The organism is Pseudomonas sp. EA_105y_Pfl2_R69 (assembly GCF_963970915.1).
GTDB lineage: Bacteria > Pseudomonadota > Gammaproteobacteria > Pseudomonadales > Pseudomonadaceae > Aquipseudomonas.
In genome coordinates this window covers 185,526-210,418 of record NZ_CAXAOO010000008.1, presented here as the reverse complement: position 1 = coordinate 210,418, position 24,893 = coordinate 185,526, and the positions used below count along the sequence as shown (strand labels likewise).

At 62.7% G+C, this 24,893-nt stretch carries 24 protein-coding genes and 1 pseudogene; 11 read left to right on the top strand and 14 right to left on the bottom strand.

Annotated elements, in window-relative coordinates; all coding sequences use genetic code 11:
• Positions 1–16: 16 nt before the first annotated feature.
• The 11 genes from AACY13_RS20235 to AACY13_RS20185 form a co-directional block, all read right to left on the bottom strand.
• On the bottom strand, positions 17–1,627 hold the full coding sequence (locus AACY13_RS20235) for a 5-guanidino-2-oxopentanoate decarboxylase (protein ID WP_339463378.1): 1,611 nt from the start codon (positions 1,625–1,627) through the stop codon (positions 17–19).
• Positions 1,628–1,663: 36 nt separating this feature from the next.
• On the bottom strand, positions 1,664–3,751 hold the full coding sequence (locus tag AACY13_RS20230; RefSeq protein ID WP_339463377.1) for an acetate--CoA ligase family protein: 2,088 nt from the start codon (positions 3,749–3,751) through the stop codon (positions 1,664–1,666).
• A gap of 10 nt (positions 3,752–3,761) precedes the next feature.
• Positions 3,762–4,922 (bottom strand): acyl-CoA dehydrogenase family protein, encoded by a 1,161-nt coding sequence (locus AACY13_RS20225; RefSeq protein ID WP_339463376.1) that lies wholly within the window; start codon positions 4,920–4,922, stop codon positions 3,762–3,764.
• 28 nt (positions 4,923–4,950) lie between these two features.
• Positions 4,951–5,742 carry an enoyl-CoA hydratase/isomerase family protein gene (locus AACY13_RS20220; protein WP_339463375.1) on the bottom strand — a complete coding sequence of 264 codons (792 nt, stop codon included), beginning with the start codon at positions 5,740–5,742 and terminating at the stop codon, positions 4,951–4,953.
• 274 nt (positions 5,743–6,016) lie between these two features.
• Positions 6,017–7,510, bottom strand: a complete 1,494-nt coding sequence (gene nhaC / locus AACY13_RS20215; protein WP_339463374.1) for a Na+/H+ antiporter NhaC — start codon at positions 7,508–7,510, stop codon at positions 6,017–6,019.
• Between the two features lie 128 nt (positions 7,511–7,638).
• Entirely contained in the window at positions 7,639–9,915 is a 2,277-nt protein-coding gene (locus AACY13_RS20210; RefSeq protein WP_339463373.1) for an ATP-binding protein, read from the bottom strand.
• On the bottom strand, positions 9,912–10,691 hold the full coding sequence (locus AACY13_RS20205; RefSeq protein WP_339463372.1) for a substrate-binding periplasmic protein: 780 nt from the start codon (positions 10,689–10,691) through the stop codon (positions 9,912–9,914). Before AACY13_RS20205 ends, AACY13_RS20210 begins: the two co-directional genes overlap by 4 nt.
• On the bottom strand, positions 10,688–11,413 hold the full coding sequence (locus AACY13_RS20200) for a response regulator (RefSeq protein ID WP_339463371.1): 726 nt from the start codon (positions 11,411–11,413) through the stop codon (positions 10,688–10,690). Before AACY13_RS20200 ends, AACY13_RS20205 begins: the two co-directional genes overlap by 4 nt.
• 98 nt (positions 11,414–11,511) lie before the next feature.
• Entirely contained in the window at positions 11,512–12,159 is a 648-nt protein-coding gene (locus tag AACY13_RS20195) for a TetR family transcriptional regulator C-terminal domain-containing protein (RefSeq protein WP_339463370.1), read from the bottom strand.
• Positions 12,160–12,242: 83 nt separating this feature from the next.
• On the bottom strand, positions 12,243–13,640 hold the full coding sequence (locus tag AACY13_RS20190) for an APC family permease (protein WP_339463369.1): 1,398 nt from the start codon (positions 13,638–13,640) through the stop codon (positions 12,243–12,245).
• Between the two features lie 61 nt (positions 13,641–13,701).
• Positions 13,702–15,111 (bottom strand): aminotransferase, encoded by a 1,410-nt coding sequence (locus tag AACY13_RS20185; RefSeq protein WP_339463368.1) that lies wholly within the window; start codon positions 15,109–15,111, stop codon positions 13,702–13,704.
• A gap of 142 nt (positions 15,112–15,253) precedes the next feature.
• Between AACY13_RS20185 and AACY13_RS20180 the strand changes: the two genes are divergently transcribed.
• Positions 15,254–16,162, top strand: a complete 909-nt coding sequence (locus AACY13_RS20180; RefSeq protein WP_339463367.1) for a helix-turn-helix transcriptional regulator — start codon at positions 15,254–15,256, stop codon at positions 16,160–16,162.
• A 48-nt stretch (positions 16,163–16,210) separates the two neighbouring features.
• Here the strand turns inward: AACY13_RS20180 and AACY13_RS20175 are convergent, their stop codons facing one another.
• The gene (locus tag AACY13_RS20175) at positions 16,211–16,885 is read right to left on the bottom strand and encodes a hypothetical protein (protein ID WP_339463366.1); all 675 of its coding nucleotides are present in this window, start codon (positions 16,883–16,885) and stop codon (positions 16,211–16,213) included.
• A gap of 441 nt (positions 16,886–17,326) precedes the next feature.
• On the opposite strand from AACY13_RS20175, the gene AACY13_RS20170 reads away from it, so the two are divergent.
• The 8 genes and pseudogenes from AACY13_RS20170 to AACY13_RS20135 all read left to right on the top strand — a co-directional run bounded on the left by AACY13_RS20170 (position 17,327) and on the right by AACY13_RS20135 (position 21,166).
• Entirely contained in the window at positions 17,327–17,716 is a 390-nt protein-coding gene (locus tag AACY13_RS20170) for a SpoIIAA family protein (RefSeq protein WP_339463365.1), read from the top strand.
• 88 nt (positions 17,717–17,804) lie between these two features.
• Complete coding sequence (locus AACY13_RS20165) at positions 17,805–18,266, top strand: methyltransferase family protein (RefSeq protein WP_339463364.1); 462 nt, start codon at positions 17,805–17,807, stop codon at positions 18,264–18,266.
• Positions 18,267–18,395: 129 nt separating this feature from the next.
• Positions 18,396–18,572: pseudogene (locus AACY13_RS20160) on the top strand (DOPA 4,5-dioxygenase family protein); the annotation flags it as partial.
• A 96-nt stretch (positions 18,573–18,668) separates the two neighbouring features.
• Entirely contained in the window at positions 18,669–18,830 is a 162-nt protein-coding gene (locus tag AACY13_RS20155; RefSeq protein ID WP_339463398.1) for a DUF2986 domain-containing protein, read from the top strand.
• A gap of 163 nt (positions 18,831–18,993) precedes the next feature.
• Complete coding sequence (locus AACY13_RS20150; RefSeq protein WP_339463363.1) at positions 18,994–19,869, top strand: hypothetical protein; 876 nt, start codon at positions 18,994–18,996, stop codon at positions 19,867–19,869.
• Positions 19,870–19,955: 86 nt separating this feature from the next.
• Positions 19,956–20,363, top strand: coding sequence for a GFA family protein (locus AACY13_RS20145; RefSeq protein WP_339463362.1), 408 nt, complete (start codon positions 19,956–19,958; stop codon positions 20,361–20,363).
• Positions 20,364–20,618: 255 nt separating this feature from the next.
• Positions 20,619–20,876 carry a type II toxin-antitoxin system Phd/YefM family antitoxin gene (locus AACY13_RS20140; protein ID WP_339463361.1) on the top strand — a complete coding sequence of 86 codons (258 nt, stop codon included), beginning with the start codon at positions 20,619–20,621 and terminating at the stop codon, positions 20,874–20,876.
• Positions 20,864–21,166, top strand: coding sequence for a type II toxin-antitoxin system RelE/ParE family toxin (locus tag AACY13_RS20135; RefSeq protein ID WP_339463360.1), 303 nt, complete (start codon positions 20,864–20,866; stop codon positions 21,164–21,166). The genes AACY13_RS20140 and AACY13_RS20135 overlap by 13 nt, the downstream gene beginning before the upstream one ends.
• A gap of 136 nt (positions 21,167–21,302) precedes the next feature.
• Here AACY13_RS20135 and AACY13_RS20130 read toward each other — a convergent pair whose 3' ends face one another.
• Together AACY13_RS20130 and AACY13_RS20125 are read right to left on the bottom strand one after the other, a co-directional pair.
• A complete protein-coding gene (locus AACY13_RS20130; RefSeq protein ID WP_339463359.1) occupies positions 21,303–22,547 on the bottom strand; it encodes an MFS transporter in 1,245 nt (414 codons plus the stop codon).
• Positions 22,548–22,814: 267 nt separating this feature from the next.
• Positions 22,815–23,201 (bottom strand): c-type cytochrome, encoded by a 387-nt coding sequence (locus tag AACY13_RS20125; protein WP_339463358.1) that lies wholly within the window; start codon positions 23,199–23,201, stop codon positions 22,815–22,817.
• Positions 23,202–23,831: 630 nt separating this feature from the next.
• Here AACY13_RS20125 and AACY13_RS20120 point away from each other — a divergent pair.
• Together AACY13_RS20120 and AACY13_RS20115 are read left to right on the top strand one after the other, a co-directional pair.
• Entirely contained in the window at positions 23,832–24,338 is a 507-nt protein-coding gene (locus AACY13_RS20120) for a hypothetical protein (protein WP_339463357.1), read from the top strand.
• Positions 24,339–24,349: 11 nt separating this feature from the next.
• Positions 24,350–24,880: a DUF5384 family protein gene (locus tag AACY13_RS20115; RefSeq protein ID WP_339463356.1), complete on the top strand. Its 531-nt coding sequence runs from the start codon at positions 24,350–24,352 to the stop codon at positions 24,878–24,880.
• Positions 24,881–24,893: the final 13 nt, after the last annotated feature.

Sequence of the window (24,893 nt, the reverse complement as noted above, 5' to 3'; positions counted from 1 at the left end):
CTACCCATTGCCCCGGTTATTGGGCGCAGGCGTGCTTGAGTTCGATCAGGGTCACACCGGGGTGGGCGAAACCGGCCGCGAGGTCGACCTGCAAGTCGTCCAGGCTCTGCGGCTGACGCACCGCGCAGCCGAAGGCACGGGCCAGGCCGATAAAGTCCGGGTTGCGCGGCAACACGCCGATGGGCTCGATATCCAGACCGAGCATGTCGTCGCGGATCTGCCCCAGGGCATCGTTGTTCCACAACAGCACCACCAGCGGGCTGTCCAGCTCCTCCACGGCGGTGGCCAGTTCCTGGGCGGTGTAGAGAAAACCGCCATCGCCGACCAGCACCAGCCCCGGGCGTTGCGGTGCCCCCAGCTTGGCACCGATGCCGGCGGGCAGGCCGTAGCCCAGCGTGCCGTAGCCGGTGGGATGCAGCCAGCTACGCGGCGCGCGGCTGGCGAACAGGTAGTTGCCGGTGTAGGCCAGCTGGGTCATGTCGGTGCTGATAAAGGCGTTGTCCGGCAGCTCGGCGGCGACCCGTTGAAGAATCGCCTGGTGGATCAGCTGCAATGGCCCGTGCCCGGCCTTGACCGCCGCACGCAAGGCGCTGACCGCGGCAATCGCCGCGCTGGCTTCGCGCGGTTGTTCCGGCAGGCGCGCCAGCAAGGCCGCCAGGGTTTCCCGTGCATCGCCATGCAGGGCCACGGCGCAGGGGTAGAAGTCGTTGAACTTGCGCGGGTCGATGTCGATGCGCAGCACTTCGCCGGTCAGCGGCAGGCGCTCACGCCAGTAGTCGGTGTCGGCCATTTCGGTGCCGACCGCAAGGATCACATCGGCCTCGGCGATCAACTCCCAGCCCGGCTCGACGCACAGGGTCGAGCCGGCATGCAGCGGCGCGTCAGGCGGCAGCAAACCCTTGCCGGCGACGCTGGTGAACAGCGGCGCGGCCAGGCGCGTGCTCAGTGCCTGCAATTCCGCGCCGGCCTGCAGCGCTCCGCCACCGGCGATGATCATCGGCCGCCGCGCCGCTTGCAGCTTCGCCAGCGCCTGTTGCAGCACAGCGCTGGCTGGCACACCACGGCTTGGGCGGCGCACCACTTCATGGCTCCAGTCCCGTGCGATGGGCGCGGCGAGCACATCCAGCGGCACCGAGATATGCACCGGGCGCGGGCGCTCGCTGTCGAACACGGCGTAGGCGCGGGCGATCAGCTCGGGCAAGTCTGCGGCGGTCAAGGCCACCGCCGAGAACGCGGTGATCGGCGCGGTCATGGCGCGCTGATCCTGGGTTTCATGCAGGCTGCCCCAACCCTTGCCGAGGCTGGCAGTGTGGTTGACGCTGGAAATCACCAGCATCGGAATCGAGTCGGCGTAGGCCTGGCCGATACCGGTGGCGGCATTAGTCACGCCGGGGCCGGTGATGATGAAACACACACCCGGCTTGCCGCTGACCCGCGCATAACCGTCGGCCATAAAGCTGGCACCCTGCTCGTGGCGAGTCAGCACATGGCGAATGCCGCTGCCGGGCAAGCCGCGATAGAGCTCCAGGGTGTGCACCCCGGGAATGCCGAACACGGTGTCGACGCCGTAGTTGGCCAGCAGGCGGACCAGGGCTTGGCCGCCGGTCAAGGTTTGTTCTGATTGCATGTCAAATCCTCATCAATACCTGGGCTAGAACAAGGGCTAGCCGAGGCGAATCAGCGCGTCGACCGCGACGGCACCTTGCGCATTCACCAGCAGAGGGTTCACGTCCAGTTCCAGCAGCTGCCCGGCGTTCTCGCAGGCGTAATCCGCCACGGCGCGAATCGCCTGCACCAGCGCGTCCAGATCCACCGCCGCACGTCCGCGGAACCCTTGCAGCAAGGGCGCGCTGCGCAGGCTGAGCAAGGCCGCGCGGATCGCACAGTCGGTGGTTGGCAGCAGCAGGCTGCGGCTGTCCTTGAGCAGCTCGACGAGGATGCCACCGGCACCGATCACCAGTGCCAGAGCGAAATCGTTTTCACGCTTGATGCCGACAATCAGCTCGGCCAACGGCGCGGGGGCCATGCGTTCCAGCAACACCTGATCGAAAGCCACACCCGGTGCGTAGGCCGCGATGCGCTGGCGCATCTGGCCGATGGCCGCTTGCAGCGCCGCCTCGTCCGCCAGGTTGAGTGCCACCGCGCCGGCTTCGGTCTTGTGCGGCAGATCGCTGCTGACCGCCTTGAGCACCAGCGGGAAACCGAGCTGGCGCGCGGCGTCCACGGCCTGCGCTGGCGTGCTCAACAAGGCTTGCGGCAGTGGCAGGCCAAACGAGCACAAAGCCTGCTTGGAGTGCCACTCGTCGAGCAGCCGACCTTGGCTGTGCAGCGCCTGCGGGCAGAGCGGCACCAGCGCCGCCTCGCCACGCGCCAGCAAGGTTTCTCTCTGCTGGCGGTAATGGGCGATCCGGCCCCAGGCAGCCAGGCCGTCTTCAACGCCCTGCAAAGCAGCGACGCCCTGGTTGTGCAGCAGCTCGCGGGCGTGCGCCGGTAACAGTTCAGGAAAGGCCGAGGCAACGCAGCCGACCTTGGCGTGACGCTTGAGCGCCGCGCAGTACAGCTCCAGCAGCAGGTCACATTGCAGCCGCTCACCGGTTTCCTCACCTGGGTAGTCGAGCACCAGCAAGGCGGCATCCGCGTCGGTGCGCAGGGCGCAGTCGAGCATTTTGTCCAGCGCCGCGCCGTCACCCCAGATGGCGGTGGTGAAGTCCAGCGGGTTGGCGATATTGGCGTAGCTCGGCAGCACCTCGACCAGCTCCGCACGTTGGCTGTCGTCGAGCTTCGGCAAGCTCAGGCCATTGCGCTCGGCGTAGTCGGCGATCAAGCCGGCATCGCCACCGGAGCAGGCCAGTGCCACCAGGCTCGGGCCGCTCGGCAGATTGCCGCAGGCGGCCGCCTTGAGGGTTTCCATAAAGCTCACCGGGCCGCTGACGCGAATCACCCCGAGACGCTCGAACAACGCGTCGTACAACGCGTCGGAGCCGGCCAGCGAGCTGGTGTGGCTGAGCGCCAGTTCGGCACCGATCTCGGACACACCGGTTTTCAGCGCGATGACCGGGATGCCCTGCTGCAACGCCTTGTAGGCGGCGCGGGCGAAGCCGGGAATATTCTTCAAGCCTTCCAGGTGCAGGCCGATGGCGGTGACGCGCGGTTCGTCGAGCAGCACGTCCATCAGTTCGGCGACGCCGAGTTGCGCCTGGTTGCCGACCGAGGCCATGTAGGCGATGGGCAGCGAGCGGTCGCTCATCGACAGGTTGTAGGCGAAGTTGCCGCTCTGGGTCAGCACCGCCACGCCCTGCTCAACCGCCTTGCCGCCATGCGCCACCGGCCACAGAGCGGCGCTGTGCAGGTAGTCGAGCAGGCCGTAACAGTTCGGCCCGAGCAGCGCCATGTCACCGGCGGCTTCGAGCAGTTGCTGTTGCAGAGCCAGGCCCCCGGCTCCGGTTTCGGCGAAACCCGAGGCGTAGCAAATCGCCCCGCCCGCACCCTTGGCGGCCAGTTCGGCCACGCACTTGAGGGTCAGCTCGCGGTTGGTGGCGATAAACACCGCATCCGGCCCGCACGGCAGCTCGGCCACCGAACGTACGCAGGGCACGCCTTCAAGCTCGGCGTGCTGCGGGTTAACCAGCCACAGCTGGCCTTCGAAACCACCCTCGGCGCAGCGTTTGAGTGCCTGGGCCATGCTGCGCCCGCCGATAAAAGCGAGGTGCTTGGGTGCCAGCAGGCGCTTGAGATTTTCACGTTGGCTCATGCTCAGACCCTCAGCGCAGCAACGGCCGCAGCAATTCGCGGGAGATGATGTGGCGCTGGATCTCCGAGGTGCCTTCCCAGATCCGCTCGATCCGCGCGTTGCGCCAGATGCGTTCGACCGGGCCTTCGTCCATCAGGCCCATGCCGCCGAAGATCTGCACCGCGTCGTCGGCGACCGTGCCGAGGGTTTCGCTGGCGAACAGCTTGGCCATGCCGGCCTCGCCGTCGGTCATCGTGCCCTGGTCCATCTTCCAGGCGGTGTGCAGGGTCATCAGTTCGGCGGCGCGAATCTGCGTGGCCATGTCGGCGAGTTTGAAAGAGATGCCCTGGTAAGTGCCGATCGGCTGGCCGAACTGCTTGCGGTCCGCCGCCCATTGCAAGGACACGTCCAGCGCACGTTGGGCCTGGCCGACGCAGTTGGCGGCAACCATCACCCGGCCGGCAGTCAGCCAGGCGTTGGCCACTTCCCAGCCCTTGCCGACTTCACCCAAAACCTTGGAGGCCGGTACGCGGCAGTCGTCGAAGAACATTTCATAGGTGTGGTAGCCACGGTTGCTGACGCATTTCGGCCCGCGGCGGATCGTCATGCCCGGGGTGCCCTTGTCGACCAGAAAGGAGGTCACGGCGTTGCGCTTCTTGCCGTTGTGCTCGTAGGTGTCGGTAACGGCGAAAACGATGGCGAAATCGGCATGCCCAGCGTGGCTGATGAAGTGTTTGCTGCCGTTGATCACGAAGTCGTCGCCGTCGCGCACCGCGCGGGTCTTGATCGCGTTGGCGTCGGAGCCAGCACCCGGTTCGGTGAGGGCGAAGCAGTCGATTTTCTCGCCCTGCACGCTCGGTAGCAGGTAGTCCTGAATCTGCTCGCCCTTACAGGCCATGAGGATCTTCGAGGGACGCGCGACGAACACGTGCAGCGCCCAGGAGACCTTGGACAGCTCACGCTCAATCAGCGCCTGGGACAGATAATCGAGGCCACCGCCACCCACTTCCTCGGGCATGTTGAAGGCATAGAAACCGGCGGCGATGGCCTTGCCGCGAATCTGTGCGGCCAGCTCCGGCGACACCGCATCGGCGCGATCGACGGCTTCTTCATGGGGCAGTAGTTCCTTGGTGACAAAGCTGCGCACCGCGTCGACCAGCATTTCTTGTTCTTGGCTCAGTTGGAAATTCATCATGGTTACCTGTCAAAACGGATTGAGATCAGCGGCCGATAAAGTGCGGGGTGCGCTTTTCCATGGCGGCGCGCAAGGCTTCGTCACCGTCGGTGCTACGCCCACAAAGCAGGCCGGCGGCCAGTTCCGCTCGCAGCTGCTCGGCCAGGCTGCGCTGTGCGCCGTCACGCATCAGCTGTTTGGTTTGCGCGAACGCGAAGGTCGGGCCGCTGGCCAGGCGCGCGGCCAGCTCGCCGGCCACGCTCAGCAGTTGCTCGTCGGCGCAGACTTCACTGACTAGGCCGCTGGCCAGGGCGCGCTCGGAGCCCCACAGTTCGTCGAGGAACAACAGGCGCTTGGCCTGCTCGCTGCCAATCAGCCGCGGCAGGTGCCAGCTGGCACCTGCATCTGGCGAGTAAGCCATGCTGGTGTAGCCGGCCTTGAAGCGCGCCGATTGCGCCGCAATACGGAAGTCGCAGCACAGCGTCAGGTCCATCCCGGCACCGACCGCGGTGCCGTTGATGGCGGCGATAGTCGGCTTATTGAGGTTATGCAGGCAGGTCATCATGGCGTGGGCGGTTTCCGTCCAGCCGTAGCTTTCCAGCGCACCGCGGGCTTCGGCCTCGGCCCATTCAGCAAGATCGGCACCAGCGCAGAAGCTGCGACCGTTACCGCTCAACACCAGCACGCGTACGGCCGGGTCTGCATCCAACTCGGTCAACAACCGCTGTAACGCCTGGAGGCTGGGGATATCCAGGGCATTACGCTGGTCCGGGCGATTCAGGCGGACCCAGGCAATTCCGGCGTCAATCTGACAGAGCAGGCTGGATGTTGCGTTCATGGAGAACCTCGCTTGTTGTTCTGTGGTTCGCGGGGACCTGACGGTCTCCGGGCTTGAGGCAATACTAAACACTTGTTCAGTAACTCGACAAGCTATCGAACAACTGTTCAATTAAATTATTAAGTCATTGATATATATGAAGTTAATTAGTGACCTACAGGAGTCTGTTACAAGTTCGAACAAGGCCTTACAGGGCAAACCGCCATGCCGAGCGCGCCGCTCAATGCAAAAGGCCCGCACCTTGGGGGCGGGCCTGGTGGGACAGGGCTAGCGCTTAGCCGGCACTGGGTAAGGGACGCGCATCGACTGGCAGCTCGGCGGCCTCGTCGGCGTCATCGGCCAGGGGCAGGATCTTGATGCAGAAGATGCCGTAGAGCAGCGCGATGATCGGGTTGATCCAGTTGAAGAAGGCGAACGGCGCATAGGCCAGGGTGGCCACACCCAGGGTCGCGGCCATATACACCGCGCAGGCGTTCCAGGGGATCAGCGCCGAGGTCACGGTGCCGGCATCCTCGATGGTGCGCGACAGGTTGACTGCGGCCAGGCGGCGGCGACGGTATTCCTCCTTCCACATCTGCCCCGGCAGCACCAGGGACAGGTACTGGTCACCGGTCAGCAGGTTGACGCTGAGACTGGTGGCCAGGGTGGCCCCGATCAGCGCGCCGACCGAGTGCACGCTGCGCACGATCAGGCCGAGGAGGAAACGGATAAAGCCGATGCGCTCGAGTACCGCGGTCATCATCATCGAGCAGAACACCAGGAAGGCCATAAACACCATGCCGGCCATGCCACCGCGGCTGAGTAGGCTGTCCACCACCTCGTTGCCGCTGTCGATGGAGAAACCGGTGGCCATCACCGTCCACAGCGCCTTGACCACCATCAGCAGGCCGGTCTGCCCGCTGTCGGCCATAAAGCGCTCGATCGCCGCGCCTTGGAACAACACGGCAAACAGGCAGGCCAGGGCCGCGCTGAGCATGATCGCCGGGAAGGCCGGCACCTTGCGCACCGACAGCCCCAGCAGCACCAGCATGGGCAGCAGGTTGTACCAGGCGATATGGAAGGACTCGCGCAGCTGCGCCTGCAACTCCGGCACATTGGACACAGCGTCGCCGCGCACCTCGGCATTCAGGGCGAGAAAGGTGAACAGGCACAGGGCGATCAGCAGACTCGGCACCGAGACCCAGGCCATATGGCGGATATGGGCGAACAGGTCGACACCGACCACGGCCGGGGCCAGGTTGGTAGTTTCCGACAGCGGCGACATCTTGTCGCCGAAGTAGGCACCGGCCACCACCGCACCGGCGGTGATCTCCGGCGACAGACCAAAGCCGTAGGCGGTGCCCATCAGGCCGACGCCGATGGTCGCCACGGTGGTCCAGGACGAGCCAATGCAGATCGACACGATGGCGCAGATCAGGCACGCCAGCGGATAGAAGAAGCCCGGCGAGAGCAGGCTCAGCCCGGCATAGAGCAGGGTCGGTACGGTACCGGCGAGGATAAAGGCACCGATCAGCACGCCGATGGCGAGAAAGATAAAGATCGAGCCGATGGTCTTGGCGTTGGTGGCGATGATCTCGCTTTCCAGGTCGGCCCAGCCGATGCCGTTCTTCATGCCGATCAGCGCGGCGAAGCAGCCGACCATGATCAATGCCAGTTGCAGCGGCCCCGACATGGGGTCGTCGAACAGGCTCAGCGAGCCGGCGATCAGGGCCAGCAGCACTGCACCGACCAACAGCGCATCGAGCGCCGAGAGGTTGCGGAGTTTCATTGTTTTTATCTCCCAGTAACCGAAAGTTGGCCGGACTCGAAGGACCGACCTCGACTCGATTATTGGCAGGCGATGTAAGCTGGCGTTGTACGCGAGGAAAGAAGATGTAAGAAGTGGTAACGCCGCTGTTACAAGTCCGCCAGGCCCCGCACGGCCTGGCTTATAGCCTGCGCGGTGGCGCTCAGACGTTCGCCCAGCGCCTGCCGCTGCGCGGCGCACTGCGCCAGCTCGCCGGCTTCGGCGAGGGCCTCCAGGCGCTGCAGCTGCCGGGCCAGGGCCACGCCACCGAGGGATTCGCTGGCGCTGGCCAGGCGATGGGCCAGCGCGCCGATCGCCGCGGCGTTTTCCTCATCCACAGCCTTGAGCAAAGCCGCCCCCTGCTCGTCCAGACTGCAGCGCAGCAGCCCCAGCAGCTCGGCCAGCTTGGCGCTGCCGAGCATCTGCCCATGCGCCTGCAGCACGCGCGCATCCAACAGCGCCGCCGCGTCCTCCTGCGGCACCGCCTGCGGGATACCGTCCAGCGCCTGGTACAGCTCGGCCAGACGCATGGGCTTGCCGATCACCCCCTGCATGCCGGCCTCCAGATAGCGCTGCACCTTGCTCGCCTGCAGGCTGGCGGTAAAGGCGAAGATCGGTGTAGCACGGTTGAGGCCTTGCAGATCGCGGCGCAACCGCCGACACAACTCGACACCGCTAAAGCCTGGCAGGTGTACATCCAGCAGGATCAGGTCAAAACGCTGCTGGCGACATAGCTGCAGAGCCGGCTCGGCATCCTCGGCCAGAGTGACCCGGTGGCCATCGCGCTCTAGCAGGCCCTGAGCCACCTGACGGTTCAGCTCAACATCCTCGACCACCAGCACGTGTAGGCTAATCGCCTCCCGGCGCGGCACCTGAGGCAGCAAAGGCAGATCGCTGACCACCGGCAACCAAAGGTCGAACCAGAAGCAACTGCCCTCGCCTTCACGGCTGTGCAGTTCGATCTGCCCGCCCATGGCCTGCACCAGGCGTTTGCAGATGGCCAGGCCCAGGCCCGCACCGCCATAACGCCGGGCCACCTGCTCATCAGCCTGGACAAACCGCTCGAAAATCCGCGCCTGCACTGCCTCGGCAATACCAATACCGTTGTCCTGCACGGCGATACGCAGTTGCTGGCGATCTGCTGTACTGGTCAATAACTGCACACGCAGTGTCACCCTACCCGCCTCCGTGAACTTGATGGCATTGGCCAGCAGGTTGGTCAGTACCTGGCGCAAAAACTGTTCGCAGCCCAGCAGCCAAGGGCTCACCCGCGGATCCAGACACACCTCAAGGTGGCTGCCATTGGCCTGGGCACGGGGTTCGAGCAGGGTGATCACCTCATCCAGCAGTTCGCCCATGGCGAACGTCACCGGTTCGGCCTGAGCCTCGCCTTCCTCCAATTTGGCGAAGTCCAGCAGGTCGTTGAGGATCGCCAGCAGGCCCTCGCCGGCCTTGTGCAGGGCACGCAGGCGCAGGCGGTCGCGCTCGACCGGCAGCGCGTCGCGAAGCAGTTCGGCCATGCCGAGGATGCCGTTGAGCGGGGTGCGCAGCTCGTGACTCATGGTGGCGAGGAAGCGCGACTTGGCGCGGTTGGCCGCCTCGGCCTGCTCCTTGGCCTGGTGCAGGCTGGCGGTGCGCCGCTCGACCATCAGCTGCAGCTCGTCCTGCTTGCCCACCAGGGCCTGGCGATCCGCTTCGCGGCGACGCATATCGGCGACTATCGCCTGACGCATCTCGTCCAGGGCATGGGCCACCGCATCGATCTCGTCCTCGCGCTCGCCCTTGTCCAGTTGCAGCGGCTGCTCCCAGCCGCCCTCGGCCAAGCGCCGGGAAAACTCGGCCATGGCCAGCAGGTGGCGGGTGACCAGGCGGTGGAACAGCCACGACAGGGTAATCGCCAGGCCGCAGATAAACAGGCCCATCCACAGCAGGTTGGCCAGGCCGCTGGCATACAGGCGGCGGTGGATGGCGGCGATATCCACCGCCACCTCGAGGCTGCCGAGGGCGCGGCGCTGGCCATCGGCGAGGCTATAGACCAGCTCGAAACGCTGGCTGCGGATCCGATCATCGGTCGGCGCACGGCCCTGGTGCAGGTCGAAATCGCTGCTGCTCAGGTGCACCCAGGCGATATCCGGAAAGTCCACCAGACCGCGCAGCTGCACTTCCAGCTGCTCCTGATTGAGGTCCCACAGGCTGCGCTCGAGGCTGGCCAGGTAGCCGCTGCGGATCAGCTCCAGACGCGAGTCGATGCCCTGCATCTCGCGGCGGTACTCGAAGTACAGTTGCAGGCTGCTGGCCAGCAGGGTGAAACACAGGCTGAACAGCAGAATAAAGCCCAGCAGACGGCGCGACAGGCCGGTCGCCGCCAGCTCGGGCCAGGGCTTCACGGGGCCGTCACCGGCTGCTGGGCGGCACGGTAGGCGGCGGCGCTTTGCGCCAGCCACTGCTCGGCCACGCCGCTGTCCAACAGGCGCTGCAATTCGGCATCCACCTCGGCGAGCCGGGCGGCCAGGGGCGAACGCCTGGAGATGGCGAAATGCAGGTGATCCACCGCCAGGGTCAGCGGCAGCATGGCGATCTGCTCGGCCCCCGGCAGGAACTCGATCAGCAACTGACCGGTGCGCCGCTCGTGGGCGATAAAGTCGATACGGCCGCGGATCAGCTTGCCGAAGTTCTGCTGGCTGCTGGCCACCCGCTCGATATTGCCGGCGCGGGCCACCAGCTGGTCGAAAGCCTGACCGTAGCTCTCTCCGAACAGCAGGCCGCCGCGGTACTGCGTCAGGTCCTCAAGGCCGCGCACCTGCAGCGGTCGGCTGCGGTTGTAGAACAGCACCACCTCCTCGCGCAGCAAGGGCACCCGGCTGAACAACAGGTCGCGCTCGCGGGCCTCGGTGCGGTAGGCGATCACCAGGTCGACGCGGCCCTCGGCGGCATCGCTCAGGCAGCGCTGCCAGTTGCCCAGCTCGACTATCTGCAGTTGCAGGCCGAGGTTGCCGATTACCTCGCGCACCGCCTGCGGGGCCATGCCCTGCACCTTGCCGGTGCTGTCGCTCCAGGAAATCGGCGGGTACACCGGGTAGTCGCAATAGCGCACCGTCGCCGCCTCGCCACGGACCAGGCCAGTCAACAGCACCAGGCCGCAGGCCAGCAGCCACCGCGTCATGCGCGGCTACTCACCGCAGCACTGAACAGGTAACCGGTGCCATGGATGGTGATGATCAGTTGCGGGTCGGCGGGGTCGTCGCCCAGCTTGCGGCGCAGGCGGCCCACCAGCACGTCGATGGAGCGGTCGTTGGGCAGCCATTCGCGGTTGCGGATCTGGTCCATCAACTGGTCGCGGCTGAGGGTATGCCCGGCATTGCGCAGAAACACACTGAGCAGCTGGAATTCGCCATGGGTCAGCAGGTTCTCGCGGCCATCGCTGGCCAGCAGGCGGCGGCGATCCAGGTCCAGCGCCCAGTCGGCAAAGTGCTTGAGCTGGCGCGGCTCTTCGGCTGCACTGAGCGCCTGGGCATGGCGCACCCGACGCACCAGATTCTTCGCCCGCGACATCAGCTCGCGAGGGTTGAAGGGCTTGGCCAGGTAGTCGTCGGCCCCGCACTCCAGGCCGACGATGCGGTCGATCTCGTCGTCGCGGCCGGTGATCAGGATGATGCCGACCTCCGAGCGCACGCGCAGCTCGCGGGTCAGGGTCAGGCCGTCCTTGCCGGGCAGGCGGATATCCAGCATCAGCAGATCCACCGGCTGCTGCAGCAGGTGGGCCTCGGCCTGTTCGGCGGTCTCGGCGCAATGCACCACAAAGCCGTCGCGCTGCAGATAGGAGGCGAGCAGCTCGCGAATCACCGGATCGTCATCGACGATCAGCACACGGGGTGTTGCCGTCATTACCTTGCTCCCGCCGCGCCTCAGGGGCACAGCCGTTCTTGTAGTTATGTGATGTAGCAATCAGCCAGGGGCCACTCTAGCCACTGCTGAACAGATGATCAACAGACTCCGGGTTCACGCATAAAACGTCGATAACCACCCGCCTGCAGGCCATCGACCCAAGCCTCGCAGATCTGCACGCCTTGCGCCGGGCTGAAGGTGCTGGGGTTGAGCCCGGACTCCAGCCACAGGCCGTCGAGTAGCGCGCTGAGGCCGATGGCGGCCAGGTTCATATCGACTGCGGCCCAGCCCTGTTCGGCGGCCAGCAGCTCGAGGGTCTGCGTCAGCATGCGACGGTATTCGCCATAGGAGTGTTCATGGGCCAGGTTGATCGCCTCGGCGGTCTTCACCGCCCCCCAGAAGGCCAGCCAGGTCTCCAGCAATTGCGGATCGAGCAGTTCGGCCGAGAAGGACGCCTGGAAGAACGCCGAGAGCTGGTCCCGCGCCGCCGGCCCGGCCTCGGCGAGCGCCCCTTGCAAGAGCCCCATCACCCGCCCGGTAACGGTCAGATAGGCCTCGGCCACCAGCTCGTCCTTGCCGCCGTAGTGGTGGTTGATCAGGCCCACCGAGACCCCCGCCTCGGCGCAGATCTTGCGGATCGAAGAGCCCTGAAAGCCGTGCAGCTTCAGGCATTTGAGGGTCGCCTCGACCAGATGCGCCTTGCGCAATTCCGGCTCCAGGCGGGCAAAACGTATTTCGTGGGCCATGCCGACTTCCCCTGCTGTCATAGGCACAGCCCGGATCACGGCCGGGCTGTGCTGAACGACTGTACAGGATCGTCGGCGAGGCGTCAGCGCCCCTCGGCGAGCGCCAGCGCCGCGACCTGCTGCGCCGCCTGGCCGCGGATCAGCCACTCGCCGATGGCCAGCGCCAGGCCGACCCCCGCGAGGATCTTGCCGGCATAGTTCCAGTCCATCGGCTCACCGGGCGTGACCACGAACAGCACGATGCCGGCCAGCACATGCAGCCCTACCACGCCCGCCCACAGGCAGGCCCAGGTCGTGCCCAGCGGCATGCGGAAGGCGCGCGGCCGCGGATCGCTCAGGCGCAGCTTGATAAAGGCCAGGCACATCAGCACGTAGGGCAGCATGAAAATCATCGCGAAGATCGACAACAGGGTCCAGAACAGCTCCTCGGCGCTGTTCGCCACCAAGCCATAGACCAGCATCACCACAATGCTCACCGCCGAGGCCAGCAGGGCCGGGCCGATGGGCGTTTGGTAACGCGGGTGCACCACGCCGAACAGCGCCGGCAGCTCGCCGGCCCGCGCCGCCGCCACCGCCGCACGGTTGGTGCCCATGCTCCAGGTGACCATATTGGTGAACAGGGTAAACAGCACGAAACAGGCGATCAGGCTGGCGAAGGCCCCACCCAGGCCGTCGTGGCCATACATCTGGTACAGCGACTCGGCGAAGATCTTGGTCACATCGGTCTGCTCGGTGGGGACCGCGGCCAGCACGCCGAGGGTGCCGAACACATTGAAGGCGGCAATCAGCAACCCGGCGACCAGTACCGCGCGGGGAATGTCGCGGCGCGGATTGCGCATCTCCGGCGCACTGCAGCAGGCCAACTCGGTACCCATGATGCCGTAGACCATGATGCCCAACGCGGCGATCTCCATCCCGGAAGAAGGAATGATCGTCTCCAGAGTCAGCGGATTGGCGAAGCCATTCTGCAGGCCATAGCGGATACCGCCGATGCCAAGGGCCAGCACGGCGACCAGCTTCATCAGCGCGCCGATGTTGGGCAACCACTTGCCGATACCCAGCTTGACCGCGTTGAACAGCGCGGTGAGCAGGGCCAGGACGATGCCGATGGCGATCTTGCTCCACAGGCTCAGCTCGGGCAGGAAGAACTCGCTGAGCATGGCGGCGAAGAGGATATACACCGAGGGCATCCACAGGGCGTTGTTGACCCAGTACATCCACGACAGGCGCGCGCCCCAGCGCTGGCCGAAGGCGGTGCGCACCCAATGGTAGACCCCGCCGCCGCCCGGATAGGTGGTGCCCAGTTCGGCGGTCATCATGGCCATCGGCAGAAACAGCAGCACCAGCACATAGGCCCACCAGAACAGGCTGGTGGCCCCCAGGGATGCGGCCAGGGCGATCTGGTCCATAAACAGCATGGCCGAGACGGTGTAGAGCGTGACATCGCGAAAGCGCAGGACCTTGTTCTTGTTGTCGTCCATCGGAAGCCTTCCTCTGTTGATTTAGGTGGCGGCGCGCCGTCCCCGGCACGCCGGGGCGAAGCTAGTAGTGACCGGCCTGGCGCAGGTCCTCCAGGGTTTCCAGGATGCTTTCGCGCAGCACGCGGACGATAAAGTCGACCTGCGCGCGGGTCAGAATCAAAGGCGGCGACATCACATTCAGGTGCACCATGGGGCGCACCAGCAGGCCGCGCTTCTGCGCCCGCAGGTGCACCCACTCGCCGATATTCAGTTCCTCGGGGAACAGCGCCTTGCTCGCCTGGTCGGCGACAAACTCGACGCAGGCCATAAAGCGCAGGCCACGCACATCGCCGACTATGGGCAGGTCGCGCAGGCTGCGCAGCTGCTCCTCGAAGTAGCGGCCGACCTCCTCGACGTGCTGCAGGATGCCCTCGCGCTGGATGATCTCGATATTCTTCAGCGCCGCGGCGCAGGCCACCGGATGCCCCGAGTAGGTGAAGCCGTGGGTAAAGCAGCGGCCCTGATCTGGCTCGGCGATCACCTGCCAGATGCGCTCGGAGAACAGGCAGGCTCCCAGGGGCTGGTAGCCGCTGGTCAGACCCTTGGCGGTGGTGATGATGTCCGGCTGCACGCCGAACACCGCCTCGCTGGCGAAGAAATGGCCGAGACGGCCGAAGGAGGTGACCACCTCATCGGCGACATAGAGGATGTCGTAACGCTGACACAGCGCCCAGATGCGCTGGTGATAGCCGGCCGGCGGCACCATCACCCCACCGGAGCCGAACACCGGTTCGCCGATAAAGGCCGCCACCTTGTCCGCCCCCAGCTCCAGCACCTTGGCCTCGAACTCCGCCACCAGGCTCTCCAGGTAGGCGGCCTCGCTCATGCCCTGCGGCGCGCGGTAGCTGTAGGGGCAGCTGAGGTGATGGATGCCGTCCTGGATAAAGTCGAACTCGCCCTCGCGGTCCACCCGCTTGCCGCCCAGGGACATGCCCAGGTAGGTGGAGCCGTGGTAGGCGTTGTGGCGGGTCAGGATCTGCTTCTTCTGCGGCAGGCCGCGGCAGTTCTGGTAGTAGTGCACCAGGCGGATGGCGGTATCCACCGCGGTGGAGCCGCCGGTGGTGAGGAACACATGGTCGAGGTCACCGGGGGCCAGTTCCGCCAGCTTGGCGCACAACTCCACCGCGCGCGGGTTGGCCATATCGCAGAAGGGGTTGGCATAGGCCAGCTGGCGGGTCTGGGCGGCGATGGCCTCGACCATTTCCTCACGGCCCAGGCCGATATTGGTGCACCACATGCCGCCGACCGCATCCAGATAGCGATTGCCGGCCAGGTCCTGGATATAAGCCCCGTCACCGGCACCGATCTGCAGCGCATCCTGCTGGCGGTGCTCATCGAACAGGTGATAGCCGTGCATATAGTGGGCGCGATCGAGGGCGGCCAGGCCGGCCTGGTCACGAATGGCGGTGGGCAATGGGGTTACAACGGACATGGGCGAACTCCTGCTTGGCTAGTAGCTGGAGCCTAAAAAGCCCGGGCCAGCAGGGCCATACCTCATTTGAGGGTATGCCCGCCCATGGCGGCATGCCTGGGTTATGCTCGGCACAACAGCACAACCGCAGTCGAGGTGGTCCATGCAGGAGCTTGCCCTGGAGGCATTGCAACGCTGGCATCAGGCCCTGGCCCGGGCCGTGGCGGCCAGTCACGGCCCGGCGTTCGCCGGCGCACTGGTGGATGCCCTGGCCAGCCTGGTGCCGGTGGAATCGGTGATGATCAACCTGGAGCGCAGCGGCGCGGCACCGACCCTGCTATACGAACGCGGCATCCCGGCAGAGAGCCGCGAGCTGCTGCTGCAACGCTACTTTTCCCGCGGCTACCTGCTCGACCCCTTCTGCCTGGCGGTGGACCAGGGCCTCGGCGAAGGTTTCTACACCCTGGGCGAGATCGCCCCGGACGACTTCTTCGATAGCGAGTACTACAAGACCTACTACCTGGGTGCCGGCTCGGTGGAGGATTGCTACTTTATGCTCGAACTCGACCAGCACCGGCGCATCTCCATCAGCCTGTACAACGGCCTCAGCGCCCGCCCCTTCCAGGCCGCGCAACTGGCCGTGCTGCGCAGCCTGGCCGCGGTCATCCTGGAACTCGGCCGGCAGCACTGGCAGCACGCCCCGGGCGAGCGGCAACACGCCGGCCCGGACCTCAACCAGCAACTGCACAGCGCCTTTATGAGCTTCGGCGACGGCAAGCTGACCGCCCGCGAACTGGAAGTCTGTCACCTGCTGCTGCGCGGCCACTCGGCCAAGTCCAGCGCCAAGCACCTGGCGATATCCCCGGAAACCGTGCGCATGCACCGCAAGAACCTCTATATCAAGCTGGCCATCAGCTCCCAGGCGGAGCTGTTCTCGCAGTTTATCCAGTGGCTCGGCTCACCCGCCGCCGGCCCGGCCGAGCCAGCGGAGCTCGCCCCAGCGGCCGCTCGAACGGCGGCAACGCCGCGGCCGGCAGAGGCTGAAATAACCCCCGGCCCGACCATTCCATAGGGTGCGCCGCGCGCACCAAAGATACCGCCGGCCCTGCGGCCCAGCGCCCTAGCTCAACTGCGCCTCATACGCCTGCAACACCGCCTCCTGCAGCTGCTCGCGCAGACCTTCGCCGCTGATCAACAGCAGCATCGGCAACAGGTTGCGCAGGGTCGCTGGCTGCAGGCCAGCGCAGACATCGGCCTGGCGCGCCAACGACAGCCCCCCGAGCACCTGGGCCGCCACCGGCAGATTGCGGTCGACCGCGGCGGCCTCGGTCAGCTTGCACAGGTAACCCGTGGAGAAGCTGCGCAGGCTCTCGCTGATCAGCGGCATATCGACGATATGCCGGGCGATCTGCAGCACATGATCGACATCGTGAATGCCGAAAATCAGCACCTTGATCTGCTTGGCCGACAGGCACTCGGCATAACAGGCCGCCGTGGCGAAGGCCCCGTCGGCGCAGAGCTGACGCGCCACCTCCAGGTGCAGGCTGTCGGGCAGGCTGAGGTACGCCTCCAGCACCAGACGCGGATCGAGGCGAGTGACCACCCGGGCGACGAAGGGCACCGGCAACCCCAGAATCAGCTCGCGCAACTGCCCGGCCGGCATATGCGGGGCCAATAGCGCGGCCTTCTCGGGCCCCAACTGCTGCACCAGGCTCAGCTTTACCGCCAGCGGAGCCATGCCCTGGGACGCCAGCAATAAACGCAGACCGACACTCAGACTCGCGGGTTTGGCCATACGCACCTCCTTCACTCCATAAAGGCCGTGAGGATTGCGCCAATAAGCGCGGAAGGCAGCCATCTTTGATTGGGTACAGCCCGTGCCGACAGAGCTGCACTGATACCGACGGGCCGGGTGGATCAACAGATGGGAATGGAAGAAACGCCAGCCCCGAAATCGGGGCGAATGGACAAGCCCGCGCGGGTGGCATAACTTCGGGAAAAACAGTCAGGCAGAACGACACCGCCCGGCAAACCGGCTTGCCATCCTCTGTCGCGTTTCCCCTTAAGCACAGCCGTTTTTCCACCGGCCAAGCTTATAAAAAACAAGGACACAGCCGATGACAAGGAAGTTTATGCGACACGCCTCGCGATAGAGCGCGACATACGTGTCGCCTAATTGATAGTTATGGCACAAAACAACAAAGCTAAAGCATGACAAATCCATGAGGAGATAATAATGGCTATTGAATTTGGACTTGAAGAAGCTTCAAATATTTATTTGATCAACGTATCTAAAAAACTGGGCACTGAAGAACTGAAACAAGCACAAGAAAAGTGTGCTTCGACTATTAAGGCTGTAGGCAATATAAAACTCTTGGTAGTTCTTAGTGATTTTCAAGGATGGGAAAAAGCGCAAGGGTGGGAGGATATGAGTTTTGCGGAAAAAAATGATGCTTACATTGATAAAATCGCGATCGTTTGTGATAAAGAACGATGGGAGCATTTGGTTTATGCGTTCACCACCAAAGGTCTAAGGCCAGTGCCCATTGAGTTTTTCGGAGAAACAGAGATATCGGCTGCCAGGGGGTGGCTTGTTGATGGCGATCAGAATGCAACGAAATACTGAGAGTTGGTTAAATGCATAACAATTACATCAAAGACGACGCTCGTACCTCGCGCGCTTTATGTAGGCGTTATGCCTCAAGGATCGGCCTATGCAAGCGCTTGAACTGAAAGTTCCCCCTGTCGCCCTCGTGCTGGTTATTGCGTTGGCCATGTGGGGCGGATCGTTGGTGAGCCCGCCAATTGAACTGCCTATTATCGATCGTGCCATTGCCACGGCGGTTCTCGTTGTTGTCGGCACCAGCGTCAGCCTGGCTGGCGTAGTCTCGTTTCGGCGAGCCAGAACGACCGTCAACCCAACAATGCCAAATACGACATCGACCCTGGTTAGCTCAGGGATCTATGCAATCACTCGAAACCCGATGTACTTGGGCTTCCTACTCATTCTCGTAGGGTGGACTGTATTCCTGTCAAATACACTGGCAATTATTGGTCCATTCGCCTTCGTCTTCTACATGAATACTTTCCAAATCTCACCTGAAGAAAGAGCACTCTCGGAGATATTTGGCGCGGAGTTCTCCGCATACAAGACAGCAGTGCGGCGCTGGCTATGAGGCATAACCCGGTGTTTAATCTTGGTTAACTCTACGTAGGCCTCAATCCAAATTTATCGCCTAGGCGAAGTTAAGATGAACAATCCAAAAAGGCCAATCAATATACATTAAGGCGATCATGCCCATGTCTATTTCGATCAGGAAACATTGGACTTTGCTTCGGCGCTTTGTACAGAAGCAGGAGAAAGACTTTACTTAAAGATCGGGCGCATGCATCAGCGGTTGGTTGGCCCTCATACCAAGTGGAGTTGCCAAATTACATTTAGCCACAAGCCCTTTGACGAGTTTATTGCTTGGCTAGATGGACATAAAGGGGGACATAAAGGGGTCGGAGTGAATAAAAACACCCCCTTTAGTTCTGTTATGCACTCATTCAATAACTTACAAACCAAGCAGGCAAACATGAATCGCCGTAAAAAGATAAATCAACTACTAAAGGCTCACGCCAAAAAGGCCAGTGCTAAATTGGCACCCAAAAACAAGTCTACATACATCAGCAAAGCTGACCGATTGAAACTAGCTGCCGAGCTTACGCCAGACCCCGTCATTTCCTCTGAGAGCTGAGCCATGTATCTTACGCACCAGAGCAGTTCAACTTGATGACCAAGGCACGCTATCTGCACAGGCGCGCATAACAAGACGCTCCAGTCACTTACTTCGCTCGCCGGGACGGGCTAAAGCCCACCTCCTGGCTTAATCGTTAGCTGCAAACGCGCACGAGACATACATGGATGACATAAAGGAATGTAATAGCCGAAATATCCCTCTCCCCATACAACGAGAGGTAAGACAGCGTTGCGGCTTTGGTTGTGTGATATGCGGCATGCCTTTATATGAGTACGAGCATATGGAAGAGTGGGCTCAAGTTAAGCGTCATGTTGCTGATGAAATAGCTCTTCTTTGTGATCAGCATCATCGAGAAAAAACGGGAGGGCTTTTACCAAAAGAAGCCGTGAGAGAAGCCAATGCATCCCCTTTCAACCTCAGAGAAAATGTGTCAAAACCGTACAACTTACACTTCTCTGGAAAAGAGGCATGCGTTGAAATTGGTGGAAATAGTTTTACCTGTGAAGATCATGGCTATGGAACAGCAATGGCACCAATTAGTGTTGACGGCACCCCTCTAATTGGGCTGATTCTAGCTGATGGTCATTTCCTATTGAATCTGGTTGTTTTTGATGAATTTAACCGCCCTATTCTTCATATTAAAAACAACCAGCTGTTCTATTCAACAGAGCCATGGGATATCCAGTTGGTAGGCACAACCTTAACCGTCAGGGAAGCTCACCGAAAAATACTTATAGAAATAGACTTTCAACCGCCAAACAAAATTGTAATAAACCGTGGCCGCTTCCTACACAACGGCGTCGAAATTTTAGTTCGACCCACTAATATTCTTATAACTAATAACGCCATGGTATTGAAAAACTGCCATGCACATAATTGTTCTGGCGGCATAATTATAGGGCACCATAAAAACCCTATAGGTGGCTTTATGGCTCTAGATGGAGTACCTCGATATCTAGGCGATAGGAAGGAGGCTCTAAAATTTGAAAAAGAGTGTCTAGCTATAGATATGGTGCCATCCGGCGAAGAAAACTAACAAAGTGCTGCTAAGGACAAACCCACGCAGCGCTTCAGTTTGCTCAGAACAAGATGTTAGCGATATACAGAATTTCGGAGGCAGAGATGACATATCCAATCGAAGGCGCATGTCAATGTGGCGGAGTGAAGTATCGATTATTGTCGGCACCGTTGATGGTTATTGCCTGCCACTGCAAGGAGTGCCAGAAGCTCTCAACAAGCGCGTTTAGCATTACTGCGGTAGTAGCTGCTGATGCAGTGGAGTTCCAGGGTGAGATGGTTGAATGGAGAAGAACCGCAGACAGTGGCAACACCAACGGGGCAAAGTTCTGCCCAACCTGTGGCAACCGGATATATCACTTCAACCCAGAAGAGCCTGAGAAGATCAAACTCAAGCCCTCAACCTTGTCGGACACCAGCATCATTAGGCCGACGGCACATGTTTGGGTAAGCGAGAAGCAAGACTGGTATTCCATACCAGAAGGTGTCGCCGTATATGACAGGCAGCCGTAACTCAGTTGTCGCCTGTCGTCAGCGCGGCTGCATCTATATCCGTCCGGCGTCAAAACACGCCCAGCCCTACCCCGCCAGAAGTACAGCCCCACCAGGCCGGCCAGCAGCAGTTGCACGCTGGCCTGCAGGATAAAGTCGGCCCCTTCATGCTCGGGGCGGCACTGGCGCATCATCACGGCGCACATGGCTCCGGCGGCTTGTGCCAGGTCAAAAGTGATACTAAAGTGTCACTTTCGTCTAATTCGGGGTGCTCCCATGAAAGTTGAGCTCGTTACCAATCTCAAGCGCCAAGCCACGAAAATCCTGGCAGACCTGCATATTTCAAAGGAGCCGGTACTGATAACCGAGCATGGTCAGCCATCGGCGTATCTCGTCGATGTGCAGGATTACGAATTTATGCAGCGCCGACTGGCCCTGCTTGAGGGACTCTCGCGTGGCGAGCGCGCTGTACTGGAAGGAAGGACGTACAGCCAAGGTGAGGCCAAGGAGAAACTGAGCAAATGGCTGAAGTAATCTGGACGGAGCCGGCCCTCCAGGAACTGGATGCCCTAGCCGAGTACATCGCCCTGGATAACCCCGCAGCAGCACGTCAGTTGGTCAGCACTGTTTTCGAAAAAACCAAGCGCCTGGAAGATTTCCCTCAATCCGGGCGGACGCCTCCCGAGCTTCCCAACTCCGTTTATAGGGAGCTAGTGGCAGCACCCTGCCGGCTTTTTTATCGTGAAGATGGCCAACGGGTTTTCATTCTCTATGTCATGAGAGAAGAACGGCAGCTTCGTGCTTTTATGCTTGGCAATAGCTAACGAATGCATATGGACTCGCCCCACACGCAGTGAAGAACCGCTTTGTCGATCCTGCCGTCAGCACGGTTGCATGCGTATACCCAGCCCAGCCAATAGCTTCCACCCGCTCCCACCTTCGCCCGGCAAAAGCCCAGCCCTACCCCGCCCGCGCGACCCGCCAGAAGTACAGCCCCACCAGCGGCAGCGCCAGCAGGCCGAGGACTCCGGCGCTGATAAACAGCGCCTGATAGCCCAGCTGTTCGGCCAGCCAGCCGCTGCTGGCGCCCACCAGGCCGGCCAGCAGCAGTTGCACGCTGGCCTGCAGGGTAAAGTCGGCCCCTTCATGCTCGGGGCGGCACTGGCGCATCATCACGGCGAACAGGGCCACGGTGGACATGCCGTCGGCGGCCTGTTCGAACAGGGCCACGGCGTACACCAGAGCAGGCTGCCCGCCGGCACCGACCAGCCAGGCCATGGCGGCGATGCCCGCCGCCTGCAACAGACCGAACAGCAGCAGCGCACGCAGGGCACCGATGCGTGCATAGAGCAGGCCGCCGAGCAACGCGCCGGCAATGCCGACCAGGCTGCTGATCAGGGTCAGCCGGCCCAGGTCGGCGTTGCTCCAGCCCTGGTCGACCAGCATCGGCTTGATCATCGGCGACCCCAGGGCGTCGCCCAGCTTGAAGCTGAGCAATACCGCCAGCCATAGCAGCATCCCCGGCTGCAGCAACAGGCCGCGGTAATGCCGCAGCAGCAGGCCGGGCCCGGCCGGTTCGGCCAAAGCGGGCTGGAACGGCAGCTGACGGTTTTCCGCGAAGCGCCAGATCGGCACGGTCATCAGCACCAGCAGCGCCGCCACCAGGCCCAGGCTTAGGTGCCAGCCGAGCCAGTCCATGGCCAGCAACAGGCCGCTGCCGCTGACCAGCATGCCGACCTTGTAGCCGCCCACCTGCAGGCTGTTGCCCAGGCCGCGCCAGCGCTCCGGCAACAGGCGTACGGTGAGGCCGTCGGTGGCGATGTCCTGGGTGGCGGCGGCCAGATTGACCAGCAGCAACAGGCCGATCAGCAGTAGAAAATAGCGCTCGAACAGCAGCTGCGGGCTCAGCAGAGCCAGGGTCGTGATGATGGCGACCACCGTCAGTTGCAGCGGCAGTATCCAGCCGCGGTGATGGCCCAGCCGCTTTGATGCCAGGCGGTCGACCCAGGGGGCCCAGAGCACCTTGAGCAACCAGGGCAATGCCAGCAGCTTGAGCAGGCCGATCAGCGCCAGGTCGACGCCGTGCTGGCGCAGCAGCACCGGCAGCGCGTGGGCCAGCAATCCGGAGGGCAAGCCCTGGGCGCAATACAGCGAGGCCAGCAGGATCAGGGTGGCAGTGGCCGGGCGGCGATCGGGCGGCAACATCGAGGTATCTCGCGGCGAACAGGCGGCGACAGTAGCGGCAAGCGCGCCGGGGCGACAAGCCCCGATGCGGGGCGGGTCGAGCGGGTTCGACCCGATCATCGATGGCAAACTGCGACACTACCGAGCCCGTGGCCCTACCCGGCGGGCCGCAGCGGGCCAGCCCGCTGCGAGCGCTGACGCGGCGCAAGTGAAAGACGGTACCCGCGAACAGGCACCGTGCGAGGGAGAGGCGGGTTACCCGTTGCGCGGCAAGCCAGCGGCGCTGGCCTACTTCAACGAACGCAGAAAGCTGATCAGGTAATCCTGTTCGGCTGGGTCGCTAATGGCGACGTGACGCATGCGGGTGCCCGGAACAAACGCCTCGTTGTCGCTAATCCACTTGCGCAGGTTGTCTTCGTTCCAGGTGATCCCCGAGGCCTGCATGGCGTTGGAGTAGGCAAACCGCGGCACGGAAGCCGCCGGGCGACCGACCACACCGAACAGGCTGGGGCCGAAGGCGTTCTCGCTGGTATCCAGCGAGTGGCATGCCGTGCAGTGGTGCGCAAACAACTGACGGCCGGCCGCTTCCATCCCGCCCTCGACGGCCTGGACAAACGGGGCCGCAGCCAGTGCGGTGCAGAACAACGCTAATGATGACGACAGACGCATTTTCATTCTGTGATTCCCTCTCTGATGACTAGGCAATAACAGTATATTTTGTAGGCCTATTGATCGGCTCTTGTACAAAAGCAGCAATTGCATGGCACCAAAGTGCTTTTCTGCAGGGCGCGGGGAGCGGCGCACCGATTGCACGAACACCGGCGCGCGCCCTACTTAATTAGCGAGTCTGTGGCCCAGAAAAAGCCCGCCCTTGAGTGATCAAAGACGGGCTTTTTGCCGTTTATTGCACGGCTGTCAGGCCGGTAGGCGCGGCGTGACGCCCCGTTCCATGGCCACGATTGCGGCTTCGCGGGCATGGCCCGCTCCTACGGTGTCTGGGTTAGCCGCCAGGCACCGAGGGTGCGCCCTGCGCACCAAGAATCTGCAGAGGGTCGCGGTGCGCATGGCCTAGGCGGCCCCGCGTCACCCTACCAAAGGCCCCTCACACTTAAGCGCCAACGCCTGAACGCCACCCGGCACTGCGACATAGTCAAAATAAAACCCAGGAAAAACAAATAGTTATAAAGATATACCGGGGCTGCCTTTACCCTGCGCAAGGCCTGTGATTAGAATGCTGGCAAAATGCCTCATAGAAGTATTTGAGCGCATAAGGGATTTTCTATCTGTCATCAAGGAATAAAGGGAATGATGATCAAACGCTGCCTGGTACTTTCTATCGCCGCCGTACTCGCCGGCTGCCAAGCCACTGGTGAGCAGTATCAAGCCGATGTCTTCGATGCGAGCCAGGTCAATACGCAGCAGGAAGCCAAGACCGTCAAGATCCTCACGGTCTCCCCCACCAAGATCAAAGTCAGCAACGAGAAGAACCAGAAGGCCGCGATGATGGTAGGCGGTCTGCTCGGTGCAATCGGCGGCGCGGCTCTTGGCAACCAGAACAACACCGACACGGCCATCGTCGGCGGCGTCGCAGGTGGCGCGGCAGGGGCCATGGCCGGTTCGCTGGTCAGCGATTCCACCCTGGTGCCCGGCGTGCTGATCGGTTATTCCGAGAACGGCAAGATCTTCACCTCTGCCCAGGTTGGCCGCCCGTGCGAATTCAAGATCGGCGAAATCTCCCTGATGGTCATGATGGTGTCCAACGAGACCCGCATCCAGCCTAACGCCGCCTGTCCTGAACCGACCCAAGGCTGAGGGGCACGCAGATGAAATATATCGTTCTAGGTTCTGCCCTGGCACTGCTGAGCCTGCCTGCCCTGGCCAATCAGTTCGACCAGCTGTACCAAATCGAACAGGAAACCAAGCAGGCGCAAGCCAATGCCGAAGCGGAGCGCATTCGCCAGGCAGCCGCCGAGCAGGCGAGCGCTGAGGCGCGTGACGCCGCCAATCGTCGCCAACGCGCCGCGGCGCAACAAGCCGCCGCACAACAGGCGGCCGCCAAGCGCCAGGTTCAGGAAGCGGAAAACCAGCGCGTGCGCAGCCGCGAAGAGAGCTTTGAAGACGAGTTGCGCGCGCTGGAGCTTGAAGAGCGTCGCCTCGAGCTGCAGGCCAAGCGCGCCCGCGCCGCCCGGGCCAACGACTATATCGACGCGGAACTGCGCGAAAGCGCGGCCAAGACCGATGTGATCCAGTCCGACGCCGATGCCTCGCGCAACCTCAGCTCCGGCACCAAGGCTTTGCTGGAAGACAGCGGCAAGGCCGAGGTCAACCGCTCCAACCGTCTGTTCGGCGAATAGCCCCATTTCCTGC

Bases quoted from the DNA above. Each gene is read 5' to 3' on its own strand.
- nhaC (WP_339463374.1), bottom strand. From the start codon at position 7,510: ATGAAACTCCGCAACCTCTCGGCGCTCGATGCGCTGTTGGTCGGTGCA.
- AACY13_RS20135 (WP_339463360.1), top strand. From the start codon at position 20,864: ATGGCTGAAGTAATCTGGACGGAGCCGGCCCTCCAGGAACTGGATGCC.
- AACY13_RS20205 (WP_339463372.1), bottom strand. From the start codon at position 10,691: ATGACGCGGTGGCTGCTGGCCTGCGGCCTGGTGCTGTTGACTGGCCTG.
- AACY13_RS20175 (WP_339463366.1), bottom strand. From the start codon at position 16,885: ATGGCCAAACCCGCGAGTCTGAGTGTCGGTCTGCGTTTATTGCTGGCG.
- AACY13_RS20195 (WP_339463370.1), bottom strand. From the start codon at position 12,159: ATGGCCCACGAAATACGTTTTGCCCGCCTGGAGCCGGAATTGCGCAAG.
- AACY13_RS20230 (WP_339463377.1), bottom strand. From the start codon at position 3,751: ATGAGCCAACGTGAAAATCTCAAGCGCCTGCTGGCACCCAAGCACCTC.
- AACY13_RS20165 (WP_339463364.1), top strand. From the start codon at position 17,805: ATGCAAGCGCTTGAACTGAAAGTTCCCCCTGTCGCCCTCGTGCTGGTT.
- AACY13_RS20225 (WP_339463376.1), bottom strand. From the start codon at position 4,922: ATGAATTTCCAACTGAGCCAAGAACAAGAAATGCTGGTCGACGCGGTG.
- AACY13_RS20130 (WP_339463359.1), bottom strand. From the start codon at position 22,547: ATGTTGCCGCCCGATCGCCGCCCGGCCACTGCCACCCTGATCCTGCTG.
- AACY13_RS20200 (WP_339463371.1), bottom strand. From the start codon at position 11,413: ATGACGGCAACACCCCGTGTGCTGATCGTCGATGACGATCCGGTGATT.
- AACY13_RS20235 (WP_339463378.1), bottom strand. From the start codon at position 1,627: ATGCAATCAGAACAAACCTTGACCGGCGGCCAAGCCCTGGTCCGCCTG.
- AACY13_RS20180 (WP_339463367.1), top strand. From the start codon at position 15,254: ATGCAGGAGCTTGCCCTGGAGGCATTGCAACGCTGGCATCAGGCCCTG.
- AACY13_RS20115 (WP_339463356.1), top strand. From the start codon at position 24,350: ATGAAATATATCGTTCTAGGTTCTGCCCTGGCACTGCTGAGCCTGCCT.
- AACY13_RS20140 (WP_339463361.1), top strand. From the start codon at position 20,619: ATGAAAGTTGAGCTCGTTACCAATCTCAAGCGCCAAGCCACGAAAATC.
- AACY13_RS20155 (WP_339463398.1), top strand. From the start codon at position 18,669: ATGAATCGCCGTAAAAAGATAAATCAACTACTAAAGGCTCACGCCAAA.
- AACY13_RS20145 (WP_339463362.1), top strand. From the start codon at position 19,956: ATGACATATCCAATCGAAGGCGCATGTCAATGTGGCGGAGTGAAGTAT.
- AACY13_RS20120 (WP_339463357.1), top strand. From the start codon at position 23,832: ATGATGATCAAACGCTGCCTGGTACTTTCTATCGCCGCCGTACTCGCC.
- AACY13_RS20220 (WP_339463375.1), bottom strand. From the start codon at position 5,742: ATGAACGCAACATCCAGCCTGCTCTGTCAGATTGACGCCGGAATTGCC.
- AACY13_RS20170 (WP_339463365.1), top strand. From the start codon at position 17,327: ATGGCTATTGAATTTGGACTTGAAGAAGCTTCAAATATTTATTTGATC.
- AACY13_RS20150 (WP_339463363.1), top strand. From the start codon at position 18,994: ATGGATGACATAAAGGAATGTAATAGCCGAAATATCCCTCTCCCCATA.
- AACY13_RS20185 (WP_339463368.1), bottom strand. From the start codon at position 15,111: ATGTCCGTTGTAACCCCATTGCCCACCGCCATTCGTGACCAGGCCGGC.
- AACY13_RS20190 (WP_339463369.1), bottom strand. From the start codon at position 13,640: ATGGACGACAACAAGAACAAGGTCCTGCGCTTTCGCGATGTCACGCTC.
- AACY13_RS20125 (WP_339463358.1), bottom strand. From the start codon at position 23,201: ATGAAAATGCGTCTGTCGTCATCATTAGCGTTGTTCTGCACCGCACTG.